Origin of the sequence: Streptococcus sp. 27098_8_76 (genome assembly GCF_041432315.1) — a bacterium.
Classification (GTDB): domain Bacteria; phylum Bacillota; class Bacilli; order Lactobacillales; family Streptococcaceae; genus Streptococcus.
In genome coordinates, this window is record NZ_JAPVZI010000004.1 from 81,328 (window position 1) to 95,842 (window position 14,515).

General features: G+C 38.8%; 11 protein-coding genes. 1 reads left to right on the top strand and 10 read right to left on the bottom strand.

The annotated features are described in order from the left end of the window. Positions 1-31 precede the first annotated feature (31 nt). From O3636_RS03810 to mecA, 6 genes are all read right to left on the bottom strand, one after another. A complete protein-coding gene (locus O3636_RS03810; protein ID WP_301351075.1) occupies positions 32-1,780 on the bottom strand; it encodes an ABC transporter ATP-binding protein in 1,749 nt (582 codons plus the stop codon). A 1-nt stretch (position 1,781) separates the two neighbouring features. After that, positions 1,782-3,506 carry an ABC transporter ATP-binding protein gene (locus O3636_RS03815; protein WP_301351076.1) on the bottom strand — a complete coding sequence of 575 codons (1,725 nt, stop codon included), beginning with the start codon at positions 3,504-3,506 and terminating at the stop codon, positions 1,782-1,784. A 60-nt stretch (positions 3,507-3,566) separates the two neighbouring features. Next, positions 3,567-4,505 (bottom strand): peptide-methionine (R)-S-oxide reductase MsrB, encoded by a 939-nt coding sequence (gene msrB / locus O3636_RS03820; RefSeq protein WP_371641803.1) that lies wholly within the window; start codon positions 4,503-4,505, stop codon positions 3,567-3,569. A 294-nt stretch (positions 4,506-4,799) separates the two neighbouring features. After that, complete coding sequence (thrB, locus tag O3636_RS03825) at positions 4,800-5,669, bottom strand: homoserine kinase (RefSeq protein WP_371641805.1); 870 nt, start codon at positions 5,667-5,669, stop codon at positions 4,800-4,802. 1 nt (position 5,670) lies between these two features. Next, positions 5,671-6,957, bottom strand: coding sequence for a homoserine dehydrogenase (locus tag O3636_RS03830; protein WP_033688560.1), 1,287 nt, complete (start codon positions 6,955-6,957; stop codon positions 5,671-5,673). Positions 6,958-7,108: 151 nt separating this feature from the next. Then, complete coding sequence (mecA, locus tag O3636_RS03835) at positions 7,109-7,846, bottom strand: adaptor protein MecA (RefSeq protein WP_261024358.1); 738 nt, start codon at positions 7,844-7,846, stop codon at positions 7,109-7,111. 124 nt (positions 7,847-7,970) lie between these two features. Here mecA and O3636_RS03840 point away from each other — a divergent pair, with 124 nt between their 5' ends. Further along, positions 7,971-9,449, top strand: a complete 1,479-nt coding sequence (locus O3636_RS03840; protein WP_219966796.1) for an oligosaccharide flippase family protein — start codon at positions 7,971-7,973, stop codon at positions 9,447-9,449. Between the two features lie 96 nt (positions 9,450-9,545). Here O3636_RS03840 and O3636_RS03845 read toward each other — a convergent pair whose 3' ends face one another. From O3636_RS03845 to O3636_RS03860, 4 genes are read right to left on the bottom strand one after another with little or no spacing between them, the layout of a single operon-like run. Further along, positions 9,546-10,358 (bottom strand): phosphorylcholine transferase LicD, encoded by an 813-nt coding sequence (locus O3636_RS03845; protein ID WP_219966797.1) that lies wholly within the window; start codon positions 10,356-10,358, stop codon positions 9,546-9,548. A 58-nt stretch (positions 10,359-10,416) separates the two neighbouring features. Next, positions 10,417-12,576, bottom strand: a complete 2,160-nt coding sequence (locus O3636_RS03850) for a LicD family protein (protein WP_219966798.1) — start codon at positions 12,574-12,576, stop codon at positions 10,417-10,419. A 21-nt stretch (positions 12,577-12,597) separates the two neighbouring features. Next, positions 12,598-13,566, bottom strand: a complete 969-nt coding sequence (locus tag O3636_RS03855) for a glycosyltransferase family 2 protein (RefSeq protein WP_219966799.1) — start codon at positions 13,564-13,566, stop codon at positions 12,598-12,600. Continuing rightward, positions 13,563-14,408, bottom strand: coding sequence for a phosphorylcholine transferase LicD (locus O3636_RS03860; protein WP_371641808.1), 846 nt, complete (start codon positions 14,406-14,408; stop codon positions 13,563-13,565). The genes O3636_RS03855 and O3636_RS03860 overlap by 4 nt, the downstream gene beginning before the upstream one ends. Positions 14,409-14,515 lie beyond the last annotated feature (107 nt).

The following is a 14,515-nucleotide window of genomic DNA, read 5'->3' on the forward strand; positions in this document are numbered from 1 at the left end:
TTTCGTCCATAAAATTTCAAAAGAGAAAGGATTATTCAGAGCTAAAAGCTGCAGCTTTTTGCATTTGGTAATACTTACCCTTTCTAGTCATGAGATCCTGATGGTTCCCATACTCAACAATGTCGCCATCCACCAAGACAAGAATCAAATCCGCGTCCTGAATGGTAGACAAGCGGTGGGCGATGATAAAACTTGTGCGCCCCTTCATGAGTTTGGCAAAAGCATCCTGAACCAGTACTTCTGTCCGCGTATCGATGGATGAAGTTGCTTCGTCTAAGATAAGAATCTTTGGAATAGCCAAAAAGACTCGCGCTATAGTCAAGAGCTGGGCCTGACCGACAGAGAGAGATTCTCCAGCATTTTCTAACTTGGTATCATATCCCTGCGGCAACTGTTGGATGAAAAAGTCTGCATTGGCTGCTTTGGCAGCAGCAATTACTTGCTCTCGACTGGCTTCAGGATTGCCAAAGGCAATATTGTCATGAATGGTTCCTTGCTTGAGCCAGGTTTCTTGGAGCACCATGCCAAACTGCTGGCGTAAAGAGGCACGACTGTAATCATAAATGGATTTCCCATCCAGCAAGATATCTCCCGAGCTAATGGGATAAAAACGCATGAGAAGGTTGATAAGGGTTGATTTTCCAGCACCTGTCGGACCAACGATGGCTACCTTACTACCAGCTGGAATATCAATAGATAAATCCTTAATCAAAATCTTTTCAGGATTGTAGCCAAAAGAGACATGTTTAAAGGAAATAGCTCCCTTAACTTGGTCACTGATCAAGACTTCCTTGCCTGTTTCAGCCACCTCAGGACTCTCTAAGACAGCATAGACGCGCTCTGCACAAGCCAGAGCACTTTGCAACTCAGCTAGCACTGAAGAAATATCGTTAAAGGGCTTGGTGTATTGCTGAACATAGTTCAAAAAGGTTACTAAATGCCCAATTGTCAAGGTTGACCCCATCATGATACGATAAGCTCCCACTCCAGCTAGAAGGGCATAAATAAGCGCATTTACAAAGCGAGTCGAAGGATTGACCGTTGAAGAATAAAAGATGGCTGACTGAGAATAGCCTGCGTAGTTGTCATTAGCCTCACGCAGCCTTTGGATAAACTCTGTTTGAGCATTAAAGGACTGGATAATAGTCTGCTGACTAATCGATTCTTCAATCAACTGAGTCTGAATTCCCCTCGTCTCTGTTTGCTTTTGGAAGAGATGATAGGATCTCTTAGCGATGAAGCGTGAAATGACCATAGACAGAGGTGTTAAGAGCAGAACTAATAGCGTCATCAGGAGATGAATTTGGAGCATGGCAAGAATACTAACCAAAATCATCAAGACACCAATGAAAAATTGGTTAAAAATCATGGTCAAGCCAGCTGCCAACTGTTCGATGTCTGTGGTCACACGACTGACCATCTCTCCACTTCCTTGCTGATCAACAAAAGCAATCGGTAAACGATGGAGTTTATGGATGATTCGCTCTCGCAAGTCTCTGGTATAAGAGAAAATTAAACGATTATAAAGAAGAGGATTGGCCCACTGCACAAGGGTATTTCCTATGACTACCAAGATCATTTGGAGAAAAATCTGCCAAAAAACTGGTGAAGAGTCAGTCACTAGGACTTGGTCGATGACCTGCCCAATCAAGATGGGAAGATAAATTGATAAGCCAACCTGGGCAATAGTTCCTAGGAAGGCTAGGAAAAGGAGGAAGGGATGACTTGCTAAATCTTTGGCCAAACGTGTGAGTGTTTGATTTGCAGTTTGTCGTCTCATGCTAGTCCTCCTTTCCATGCTGGGAGGCATTGATTTCGCGATAGACTTGACTGGATTTCATCAAGTCCTCATGCTTGCCGATAGCTAGAAGCTCCCCTTTTTCCAAGAGGAGAATCTGGTCTGCCATCCGAAGTGTTGAGGTTCGTTGAGAAATCAAGATTAAGCTCGTGTCTGGCAAATTTTCTCGGATAGCTTTCAAGAGCTTGGACTCGGTAATGGTGTCGAGGGCCGAGGTTGCATCATCTAGGATGAGAAATGGAGCCTGCCGCAAGACTGCTCGTGCGATAGACAGCCTTTGTTTTTGTCCACCTGAGAAATTTCGCCCTCCTGCCTCAACTAGGGCATCCAAGAGTCCTTCCTTTTCACTGACAAAATCCTTAGCTTGCGCAATCTCCAAGGCCTGCCAGAGTTCTTGATCAGTTAGTTCTTGATGTAAACCCAAAGTTAAGTTGGAACGAATAGTTCCGTTAAAGAGTTCGACTTTTTGAGGTACATAGGCAATCCAAGACCGCCACTGCTCCAAATTAAGAGGACTACGTCCATTTCGATAAAGGTCAATGCTCCCCTTGTCTGCTGGATAAAGTCCAAGAATGACTTGCACCAAACTTGATTTACCAGAACCCGTTCCCCCAATGATACCAAGGATTTGCCCTTGCTTCATATCAAAGGAAATGTCTCTCAGAGAAGGCTGGCCCGCATCAGGATAAGTAAAGGTCAGTTCTTGAACTTGTAAAACCTGATCACTGGTAGCTTGCTTTTGTTCTAGCTCTAAGTGAATATCTTCTGGAGCCTCAGCAAAGACTTCCTCAATTCGCTTGGCTGAGATATAGGACTGGTTGAGGGAATTGATCAGCATGGCTAACTTGACCAATTCCACCAAAATCTGTAGGAGATAGTTGATGAGGGCAATGAGAGCACCTTGACTGAGCAAGCCTCCTTGAATAGAAACATATCCCTGCCAGATAATAACGAGAAGAGTTCCATTGACAATCAGATAAGTCAGAGGGGTTAATAAACTAGACCAGAAACCTGTCTTTTCTTGTAATCTAGCATAGACTTGGTTAAGAGTTTGAAAAATATGTAACTCTCGTTTTTCTTGTCCAAAAGCACGAATAACCCGCATCCCTTGCAATTGCTGGCGCGTTTCCTGAACCAGTTGATCCGTTTTCTTTCTGAGAACACTGTAGAGAGGATTGACCAATCGAGATAATCCTACAATGACGATTGTCAAAATGGCAACCATGACCAAGAACCAGAAAGTCAGCTCAGCTGAGATTCGATAAGCCATAAAAATGGCACCAAAAACGATAATGGGCGCTCGCAAAAAGAGACGCAGGAATTGATTGATACCAGTCTGAATCTGGTAAGTGTCCGAAGTCAAGCGAGTGACTAAACTAGAAGTTGTCAAACAATCTCTGCTATCCTTGGGTAAGGAAAGAATATGACGATAAAGGTCGTTTGTCAGTTCTTTGGCAAACCCAACCGCTGCCTTGGCTGAGTAAAACTGGGCTACCAAGGCCACTAAAACGCCAATCACTGCAAAGATAAGGAGCAGGCCAATTTGCATCCAAAGGTGCCCTTGATTTCTCTGAGGCAAGGATTGGTCAACAATCCCAGCAATCACCATGGGAACCAAGAGCTCAAACACAGCTTCTAACAGCTTGAATAAGGGAGCTAAAATCGATTCCTTGATATAGGGTTTGAAGTAAGATAATAGGTGTTTCATAAATCCCTTCTATTCTTATTCTGGAAATGAAGAAAGTGGGAAGCGCCCACCCTCTCTGTTTTATTTGTTTAAGTAAGGCAGTAGATAGCCATATCCTTCCTCTTCCATCTCATCCTTGGATACAAAACTCAAGGATGCCGAATTGATACAGTAACGAAGTCCACCTAACTCCCGAGGCCCATCTGTAAAAACATGACCCAAGTGAGCATTCCCCGACCGAGAACGAACCTCGATTCGCTCCATTCCATGGCTCATATCCTTGTAATAATGAATCAATTCCTTAGAAATCGGACGGCTAAAACTTGGCCAACCACAACCTGAGGCAAACTTATCCTTGGCAAAAAAGAGTGGCTCACCTGTCGTAATATCTACATAAATCCCTTCTTCAAAGGTTTGGTCATAGGCATTGGTAAATGGAGCCTCTGTAGCAGCTTCTTGGGTAACACGATAGGATTCTTCAGATAAACTGCCCTTTAACACCTCTTGACTAGGCTTTTCATAGTTAGAGGCATCAATCAATGGCTTATCAGCATCGGTCACATCGATATGACAGTAACCTGAAGGATTTTTCTTGAGATAGTCTTGGTGGTAATCTTCAGCTAAAATATAGTGACGAAGTTTCTCCACCTCTACTGCAATCTTTCGACCAAGCATGCGCTCCTGCTCCTGCACCACTGTGTAGATAGCTGGCAAGTCTGCTTCATCCTGGTAATATATACCGGTCTGATACTGACGTCCACGGTCATTCCCTTGTTGATTGACTGATAATGGATCAATAACACGGAAATAATAAAGTAAAATCTCTCTGAGTGACACTGCCTTCTCATCGTAAATCACTTGAACCGTTTCTGCATGGTCTGTTTCCTTAAGCAGCTGATAATTGGTCGTTTCGACTTGCCCATTAGCGTAGCCAACACTGGTTGCTAGCACTCCAGAAATACGTGAAAAATACTCCTCTAAGCCCCAAAAACAACCACCTGCTAGATAAATTTCTGCCATCTTTATTTCTCCTTTATCAAGTTTTTAACTAATACTCTTCGAAAATCTCTTCAAACCACGTCAGCGTCGCCTTACCGTAGGTATGGTTACTGACTTCTCAGTTCTATCAACAACCTCAAAACACTGTTTTGAGCTGACTTCGTCAGTCTTATCTACAACCTCAAAGCAGTGCTTTGAGCAACCTGCGGCTAGCTTCCTAGTTTGCTCTTTGATTTTCATTGAGTATAAACTTCTTTTCAAAAAAAGGATAGGAAGCCCTCTGGTCGAGAGTTTCCCCATCCTATCTTCTATTCTTTATTTTACTTCGACACGGACACCTTGGGTATCAACCTTCAAGTCATGCAGTTTACCTTTGAAGGGTTGCTTTTCCAATTCGGCCTTAATCGTTGGCATCTTATCATGAGAAGCCAAGACCATAACTGTCGGCCCGGCACCAGAAAGATAGGTTGCATAGGCACCATTTTCTTTGGCCACTTGCTTAATCGTCGCAAATTCTCTCACCAAGTCCTGACGATAGCGTTCGTGGAAGAGGTCTCCCTCGATTGCTTGCCCAGCGGTCACCATGTCTCCTGCCAACAAGGCTGCAACCGCCACATTGGCGATAGAACTAGCCGTAACAGCTTCCTTGTAAGACAATTTCTTAGGCAAGACGCCACGGCTGTCTCGAGTACGCAATTCATAGTTTGGAATATAGGCTAGAAAATCACACTCTGGGAAGTCTGCTACGATAGCAGAAACTTGCCCATCAACGGAGCTTGCAATAACGAGATTACCATAAATGGCTGGAGCCACATTATCAGGGTGTCCTTCAATCTTAGTCGCTAACTGCAATTTTTCATAGTCAGATAAGTTGAGATTTCCCAGTTGGTTGGCTAGTTCAATCCCAGCAACAATAACAGAACTGGAAGAACCCAAACCACGCGCTAAGGGAACATCACTAGTCATTTTCAAACGTCTTGGTTGTAAATCTGGTACAATTTGCAAAGCGATTTTGAGCAAGAGATTACGCTCATCATGTGGAATCCATTTGCCAATCTGGTGTTCAATCAACCACTCATCTCGTTCTTCACAGACCTCTATTTGAAGATACTTGGTTACAGCTACACCGACCGAGTCAAAACCTGGCCCGATATTGGCACTGGTTGCAGGTACAATAATCTTCATTTTATTCTCCTAGCACCTTGAAGGTATTCAAGAGGTCGAATTCTGAAACCTTTTTCAATTCAGCTGAGACATTTTCAAGCTGGGCTTTATTAATCTTGTGTGTAATGATCACGACACGCGCCTTATCCCCCTCTTTGCCATCTTGGAGGATTTGCTTGAAGGAAATATCTTGAGCGTTGAAGATTTCAGCCAATTTCAAGACCTGACCTTTTGAGTCTGGAGCCAAGATTGAGAAGTAGTAATTTGCTTTGACATCCTCTGGATTAGCCAAGACCAAGTCACGGCTATATTCGTTGAAGTCTTTGCCAATGGTACCATCATTCAAGCGACGAACGATACGGACAATATCCGCCACCACACTTGTTGCAGTTGGTTTTTGACCCGCACCTGGTCCGTAGTACATAGACTCACCAATACCAATAGATTCTACAAAAACAGCGTTCATTACGCCATTCACACTGGCAAGTGGGTGTGCTTTAGGTAGGAAGGTTGGAGTTACTTCTGCAGCAATACCTGAAGGAGTTTCCTCGATAGAACCAACCAATTTCACTACATAACCAAGCTCTTGAGCTACAGCTACGTCTTCTGGTGTGATATTGCGGATTCCCTTGTGGGCCACGTCGTCAAAAGCGACCTTCATGCCAAAGGCAAATTGACTCAAAATAACCATCTTGTAGGCTGCATCAATCCCATCCACGTCATTTGTCGGATCACTTTCTGCAAAACCAAGTCTTTGCGCTTCTGCAAGAGCATCATCGTAAGACCAGCCTTCTTCCACCATCTTGGTCATCATGAAGTTGGAAGTTCCGTTGACTACTCCAAGCACGCGCGTGATTTTATCAGAAGCCAAGGAATTTGCTAAAGTACGAAGAATTGGAATCCCACCAGCTACTGCTGCTTCGTAGTAAAGTGCTACCTTGTTAGCTTGAGCGATTTCTAACAATTCCGCACCATGGACAGCCAAAAGGTCCTTGTTAGCAGTAACAACGTGTTTTCCAGCCTCCAAGGCACGAGTGATAAAGGTCTTAGCAGGTTCGATACGTCCCATCAATTCCACTACGATGGTAATATCTTGGTCTGACAAAATGTCATCCACATTGGTTACAAAGTTAAAGTCATTCCCTGCTGCAAGCAAGCGATTCTTTTCATCTTCATCCTTGACCAATACCTTGGCAACTTCAATCTCTGAATGTGCTGATTGATTGATTTTTTCTCCATTTTCCTTTAGGAGGAAAGGCACACCACTTGCAACGGTACCAAATCCTAGTAAAGCAATTTTAACTGTCATGTTTGTCTCCTCGAAATTTTCTAATATAGCCATTATAACAGAATTTTGTGAAAATTCCTATTATAGTAAATCACTATTTCAGTCTAGAAAAGAAAAAACGAATCTGATGATTCGCTCTTCTTAAAATCTAGAAATAGCTTTCCAGAAATGATTATCCAATCTTTTGCAGATTAATCACCGCATCGTGATTCATCAAGACTTGACCATACTCCTGCAAGACTGAACGACTGATATCACTATCGTCCGCAAACTCGCGCATACGGGCCAACAGCCAAGCTGGATATGGACTTGGATGATTTTCTATATCTACTAAAATGGTCAAATAATAGCGCCCATTCATCTTGTAAAGTTCAGAAGTTTCCATCTCAAAAGTCACTGTCTGGGCAAAAGCAACTAAGTCAGCTAATTTTTCAAAAGAAAGGATGTAGTATATGTACGGCTCTTTCTTGCTTTCAGCTTCTTGTTCAACCTGTTCCTGCTCTTCTTCCTTGGCTTCGACTTGCTCTAGAGATTGAATGGCTTCGATATCATCTTTGGTTTTGTCTGCGATGCTTTTTTCTAAAGTTTTAATAAACTCATCCGGCGACATTTGAGCCAATTCTTCCATATCTGGTAAATCCGATAAGTCTTCAAAATCTAGATTTTGATCAATCTTAGACTTGGTCACAAAGACATCTACCTTATCAGGTTTTGGAGTCACACGGAAGCTCAACATGCCTGTATCTAGAAAGCTATCAGGCATCTCTAACTCATCCAAGATAGCATAAAAGAACTCTTCTGTTTTTTCTTGAGGAACGAGAAAGTCAGCAATCTCCATGCCACGATCCATCAAATCCTCTAAAGACATCGTGATTTTCAAAGTTGTATCACTAATTTGTTTCATTTTCATTGCTAGTAACCTCATACTTTCAGTTCTATCTATTATACTAGATTTTTACGATTTTATCAAAAGAATGGAGCGAGAATGTGATATAATACTAGAGACCATTTTACAATACAAGAAAGAAAGTACAATGAAAAATATAAAAGTTAATGCACTGGCTAGCTTACTAGTCAATGTTCTCAATATCGTTTTTCCGCTGATAACCAATCCTTATCTGACTCGGATTCTCAGCAAATCCAATTACGGTTATTTCAATACCGCCAATACCTGGGCTAGCTTTGTCATTCCTTTAGCCGCATTTGGAATCTATAACTACGGAATTCGAGCTATCAGTAAGGTCAAGGATGATAAAAATAAAATCAATTATGTTTTCTCTAAGTTATTCTATATCTCCATTATCACATCTGTTCTAACAACAAGTATCTATTTCCTATTTATTTATCTGGATAATAGTATTGAAAATTTGAAAGAACTCTACTATATACTTGGTGTCCAGGCTCTCTTCCAATTCCTTTATATCGAGTGGATGAATGAAGCTTATGAAAATTATGCATTCATCTTATACAAAACATTGGTTATTCGTATTGCCATGTTGGTCGCTATCTTCACCTTTGTAAAAACTCCAAATGATATCGTACCTTATGCAATCATCATGAGTGCAACGACAATTCTCAACTATCTACTCAGTTTTCTTTGGATCAAGAGAGAAGTTTCCTTTGTTAAGATTGGTCTTGTCGAATTAGTCAAAGCATCGAAACCGCTCTTGACTATGCTTCTCCTAGCAAACGCCAACATGCTCTATACCTTACTTGATAGAATGTTTATCACCAAAGGGCCTGATGAAAACTATATTTCTTATTATACCATTGCTTCCAGCATCGTCATGTTGATTGCCAGTGTCTTGAGTGGAGCTATCAACGTTAGTATTCCACGTCTCGGCTACTATCTCGGTAAGAAAGACTACGAATCTTATAAAAATCTTCTAAACCAAGGAGCCGCCCTCTTTTATTTCCTTATCATTCCAACCAGTATTGGGATTATGGTATTAGGGAACTACGCTGCAGTCATCTATTCTTCTGAAAAATACCTTGAAGCTGGTATTGTGACTAGTGTCTTCGCTTTTCGGACTATCATTTGGGCCATTGAGTTAATCCTTGGTAAACAAATTATCTTCATCAACGACCACGAAAATCGTTTAACAGTCTTTTACTTTATTGGTGGCGGCGCTAATATCCTACTCAACAGTCTCTTGTATTTCAATAATATTTTCGCACCAGAGTATTACATTGCTACTACTATTATTGCAGAAACTGTAGTTGTTCTACTGGAAATTTACTTTATCAAGAAACATCATCTGCTTGACTTAAAAGAAATCTTTACTACTTTAACACGCTATACTATTGTATCGCTCGGATTCATTCCGATCTATTTTGCGTTTAAATTCCTTTTCCAAATCAACTCTTATATAGTCAACCTCAATATGATACTCATGGTTCTCTCGACTGTTGCAACCTGTGGAATCTACTATCTCTTGATACTTTTTATCACAAAAGATAAAACATTCCATTATGCACTCAATCTTGCTATTGCTAAGATTAAAAGAAATTAAAAAAATCACCTACCTATCTAAAACAAGGAATATTCCAGTAGATAGGTAGGTGATTTATTTTATCGAATTATCAAATCAAAGCAACTTGCTCATAAATTAATCAATCCAGTAATTTTTATCAGTTCCTGGATTTTGATTTTCAATAGGTGGAGGAGTCATATAGTCTTCACCAAACTCGTAAACTAAAATCTCATGGAATTTTCTAGGAACCTTCACAAGAATATTCTCATATGGCATTTCAATTGTATCATATAACCACTCTTTCTTAATTCCACTTGGATAGTAAGAGTCATAGGTAGTACATGCAAGATCTGTAGCCTGCTCAACATCATATTGCAAAGCTAACTTCTCTAATTTTTCATTCCATTTCTGTGGAGAAGTCAGTCTAAAAATTGTAGATGCAAAATAACGTGGTAAATTTTTGACACCTCCATTATCTATTTTGACTCCTTTAAAATTCAGAGACGAAAGTCGAATAAATTGTTTATAAAGCCTCATCTTTTTTCTATCACGTTCATCTGTAACAACCCCATCGTATGGGAAAATATCAACACAAGTACCTAGAACAACCGACTTATCTAAAAGATTAGCATCTCTTCTTGTCCTCACATCATAAACTCTCATATATGTATAAGGGTAGCCTTTTGTTTCTCTATATGAAATTAATCTGTAGTAGGGATGTTTTTCATTTTTTAATATCTCATAGAGCTTTTCAAATTCATCTCGAGCCAAAGAAATGTCGGTATCATCATCCCAAGGAATAAAACCTTTATGGCGTACAGCTCCTAGCAAGGTTCCAAAATCAATAAAATACTTGATTTCATGCTCCTCACACAATTTATGCAAATAGTTTAAAATATCTAATTCAATTTGTTTAATTTCTTCAAGAGTCAAAATTTTCTCTGACATCTATTATTCACTCCTAATCTTTTTACATCGAGTTAATGGCTTCTTCATTTCAATGACATCATTGGGATACCTTAATAATCTTCCACAATTGAAAATCATGATGAGAGAACCTTAGCTCAACTGGTGGCAGTTGCGTGTAATCTCCGTAGTCCGAGGTCAGAATTTCATGATAGTTTTTTGGAATCATAAATTCCTTACCTTCGAATACACCCGTAATAGTTTGTTTCAACCACTCTCGCTTCCAGACTGGTTTATTCATATCTTTATAAATAAGATAGTCAACCAACTCGTAATCATCTACTTTTCTAGATTGAGCAAGATCATCAATGCCTCTAATATACTTATTCGTATTTGTGAAATAGAAGATAATGACCGATATATAGCGAATTAAAGAATTTAATAGACTTTTAGTATTGGTAATCCCTTTAAATGTATAACAGCTTAATTGACGTTTTTTTATAAGTCTCGTCATTTTATCTTTAAAAACCGAGTCATCCTCGTAACCATCTACAGGGAAAATATCTACATAAATTCCCATATTGGAATCAATTCGAACATCTTCTTCTAGTAAATAAGTTTGATTATCCTGAACTTTCATAAAGGGATAAACATAGTTGAGATTATTTTTATAAGACATCACTTCGTAACGTTCATCAGGGTTAGCGATAAGATAGTCTTGCAACTTTTCATAATCTTCTCGTAACATACAGATATCCATGTCATCATCCCAAGGAATAAAACCTTTGTGACGAACCGCACCGATAAGACTGCCATAAGCTAGGAAATATTTGACACCAATTTTCTGACAAACTTCATGAATATATTCCATGATTCCTAGTTCCATCTGTTGAATCTCTCTAATATCAGTTACTTCCTGATAACGAATACCTTCATCACGTTTACAAATAACTAATCCATAACCAATGATCAACCAAAAGATAATATTGATAAAGTTAGTTGAATACATAATCTGACTTTCAAATAATTGACCGAACAAGATGCCAAAGAAAAGAATCATAATCAACTTTTCAGAGTTCTTTTTGGAAACAATCAAATAAGTCAAAAAACGTTTCATTATATATCCTAGTATAAGGAGAAAGGATACTAAACCTAAAATTCCAGAACTAACAAATATCGTTACCAAAATGTTATGGAAATTTCCACCAATAAGAGAATTTTGAATTTCGAATTTACTGAAATATTTTGTGTAATAATCTGGAACATTCCGTACACCATAACCAAAAATTGGTTTTGCACTTCCCATTTTTATAGCATTTTTCCAAATATAAGTTCTACCACTAGGTGTTGTTTCTATTAGATGAAGTTCGCCTGTTTTTTTTATAACTGAAGAATCTGTTTCTGCATAAGATTGTCCTTTATTTAAGTCTAATACAGTCGCTTTCCCCGAAGATATGTAAATAGAAGTTACATAACTCAATCCGATGTTAGTAGCAGAAACAAGTAAAGCAGAAACAATAAAGATTAGAAATCGCTTAGCTAACTTGCCCCTGTTAATAAAGAAACTATAAAACCCAATCATTAACACTAAAGATAATAAAGCACCCCTACTTTGCATGGTTGCAAAGTAAACTAATTGAATCACATTATTCAGTTTTAGATAAACAGAGTATTTGTTTCCTTTATGAATCAAATACATAGCCAAAACAATGCTAATATATGAAAAAATTGCACTAGCATTGGGATTAACAATTCCCCACAAACGCCCATTCATAACACCATAGTAATAAGATTGCTGTCCAATTTTAAATAGGATAAGTACTTTACTTACTAATAATGTAAATGCAAATATAGCAGAAGAAAAAGAAATAATTTGAATAGTGTAAGAAATCCAATCAAATAATTTCTTTAATTGACCTGATTCTAACATGGTAAATAATAAAATATAGGTTACCATAAAGAGGATCTCGATCACATTTCCAATCAAATGTCCAGAGCGATTGAAAATAGCTGATAACAGATGACTTCCAGCCAATAGACCAAATAAGGACAGAAATTTACGATCCACTATGATTTTTTTCCACTTAAACAATAATGTATAGCAAATATAAAACAATACAATTGCTGATAATCCCTTATAAAGAGGATTGGCTATCTTATAAACTAGTGAACTCATACTTAAAATCGAAATAAAAACAAACAGATATGAAACCCATAGTTTTGATTTTTCAAAGTATTCATTCATTATTGGAAAATTCATTTTCAACTCCTTCTCATAATATTAGTTTCTTAATCCAACAATTTTTTTATATATCCATGGAGAAAAGACAAGTGACAGGACAGCTATCTTACGAAATGTGGTGAAATAAGTATCCTTCCATATTTCGTGTCGATGCTGAATAATCCAAGTTCTTAGTTCGACTTTCTCCTTTTGATACTGCTCAGATGAAGTAAATATGATTTTATCGTAGACTGTGATATATGACCAACATTCTCTATTTTTTAATTCATATTTTAAATTAGGAAATACTTGTGATACTTGGGCAATAATGTTCTTATAAACTTCTATCGTATCAAATACATACCGATTAACAGATGTTGTCGCACTTCCCTCACGATGATCATAATAATAAATTGGTTTGTCAATAAATACGCTACTGCATCTTGTCTTTAGTAGCAATTCAGTTAAAAATAAGGCATCTTCAGCTAGATGGTAGTCTGTATTAAATTTCTCATCTACCAGCAGGTCTCTCTTAAATAGTTTTGCGACTGGAAAGAATGATGTCTTAGTGGTCATCAGTAATTCTTTCATGGTTTCTTCTGTTGACCAAAGTTCTTTTCTACCAGAATACGGGGGTAAATCTGTCACTATTCCATTTTTGATATGATGTAGAGGAGCAATCACAAAACCTACATTTCCTCCCTCAACTGCACTAGCTAAAGTAGCTAGGTAATCCTTGGTGACGAAATCATCACTATCAACAAAAGTTATCCAAACACCCGTCGCTAGCTGAATTCCAATATTTCTGGCATTAGAAACACCAGCATTTTCGATATGGTAAACCTTGATATTTTCATACTGATATGCTAAATGATCACAGATTTGTCCACTGGAATCAGTAGATCCATCATTTATTAGGATTAGTTCAAAATTAGTATAAGTCTGATGAAGAATTGACTCCACACATCGCTCCAGGTAGGCTTCTACATTGTAGACTGGAACGATAACGCTTATTTTTTCTCCCATCATGCTCCATATTCTCCCTTGTATTCTGTATAAGACTTATCCATATCAGCGATGACAGCATCATGATGCGGTACTTGCTTGTCTGCTGGCGGAGGAGTCATATAATCCCCAAAAGCTGTGCTGAGATAGGCATCGTAGCCAACTGGAATAGGCATCTCTGTTCCTTCAAATGGTAAGAAAAGATTGTCTTCAAAAGATGCGATTGGGTACTTGTTTCTCATGTAGCCAGGACCTGAGCATAATTCTGTGATGCCATCGCTCTCATCCAGACTATACTTGGTCATTTCTTTCTCAGCTTTTTTCCAAATACGATAACGGAGAGATTTTGGAGTCAACCCCAGTAAAATGCGACTTCCCCATTTCATAAGTGCACCATGCTTTTCTGGAATAGTTTGGGCACAAAAGAGTGAATAAATCAAGGCCCAGCGAACCTGTTTCTTTCTCTCAGCTGGATTTTTCGGATAATAATCCAAAGGCAACACATCCAAGGCCAGACCATGTGGTAAATTCAAATCCTGCTGGTAAGGTTTGATACAGGTAGTTTCCTTGTCACGAATGGTAATAAAAAGATTGCGGTCTACAAAATCCTTGTTACTCTTTGACAAGAAATAACGCTCATCTGCATAACGAGGCCATAATTCTGCTAATTTCTCATAATCCTTACGAGGCATAAAAAAGTCTAGGTCGTCATCCCAAGGAATAAAGCCCTTGTTTCGAAGGGCACCAATAGCACCTCCTCCACAGAGATAACAAAGTAAATCATGTTCCTTGCAAAAGCCCACAAAATATTCAGCCATCTCCAGACTACGAGCCTGAATTGCTTTTAAATCAGTCATATTGTTCATTATTCTTTCTATCGTATCGTTCCATTATAACACAAATAGGGGGTGAAAATCTATTGCAGACTGTAAAAAATCAAAGCCTGACTGCTATCTAAATAGCTATCAAACTT

Bases quoted from the DNA above. Each gene is read 5' to 3' on its own strand.
- O3636_RS03810 (WP_301351075.1), bottom strand. From the start codon at position 1,780: ATGAGACGACAAACTGCAAATCAAACACTCACACGTTTGGCCAAAGAT.
- O3636_RS03815 (WP_301351076.1), bottom strand. From the start codon at position 3,506: ATGAAACACCTATTATCTTACTTCAAACCCTATATCAAGGAATCGATT.
- msrB (WP_371641803.1), bottom strand. From the start codon at position 4,505: ATGGCAGAAATTTATCTAGCAGGTGGTTGTTTTTGGGGCTTAGAGGAG.
- thrB (WP_371641805.1), bottom strand. From the start codon at position 5,669: ATGAAGATTATTGTACCTGCAACCAGTGCCAATATCGGGCCAGGTTTT.
- O3636_RS03830 (WP_033688560.1), bottom strand. From the start codon at position 6,957: ATGACAGTTAAAATTGCTTTACTAGGATTTGGTACCGTTGCAAGTGGT.
- mecA (WP_261024358.1), bottom strand. From the start codon at position 7,846: ATGAAAATGAAACAAATTAGTGATACAACTTTGAAAATCACGATGTCT.
- O3636_RS03840 (WP_219966796.1), top strand. From the start codon at position 7,971: ATGAAAAATATAAAAGTTAATGCACTGGCTAGCTTACTAGTCAATGTT.
- O3636_RS03845 (WP_219966797.1), bottom strand. From the start codon at position 10,358: ATGTCAGAGAAAATTTTGACTCTTGAAGAAATTAAACAAATTGAATTA.
- O3636_RS03850 (WP_219966798.1), bottom strand. From the start codon at position 12,576: ATGAATTTTCCAATAATGAATGAATACTTTGAAAAATCAAAACTATGG.
- O3636_RS03855 (WP_219966799.1), bottom strand. From the start codon at position 13,566: ATGATGGGAGAAAAAATAAGCGTTATCGTTCCAGTCTACAATGTAGAA.
- O3636_RS03860 (WP_371641808.1), bottom strand. From the start codon at position 14,408: ATGAACAATATGACTGATTTAAAAGCAATTCAGGCTCGTAGTCTGGAG.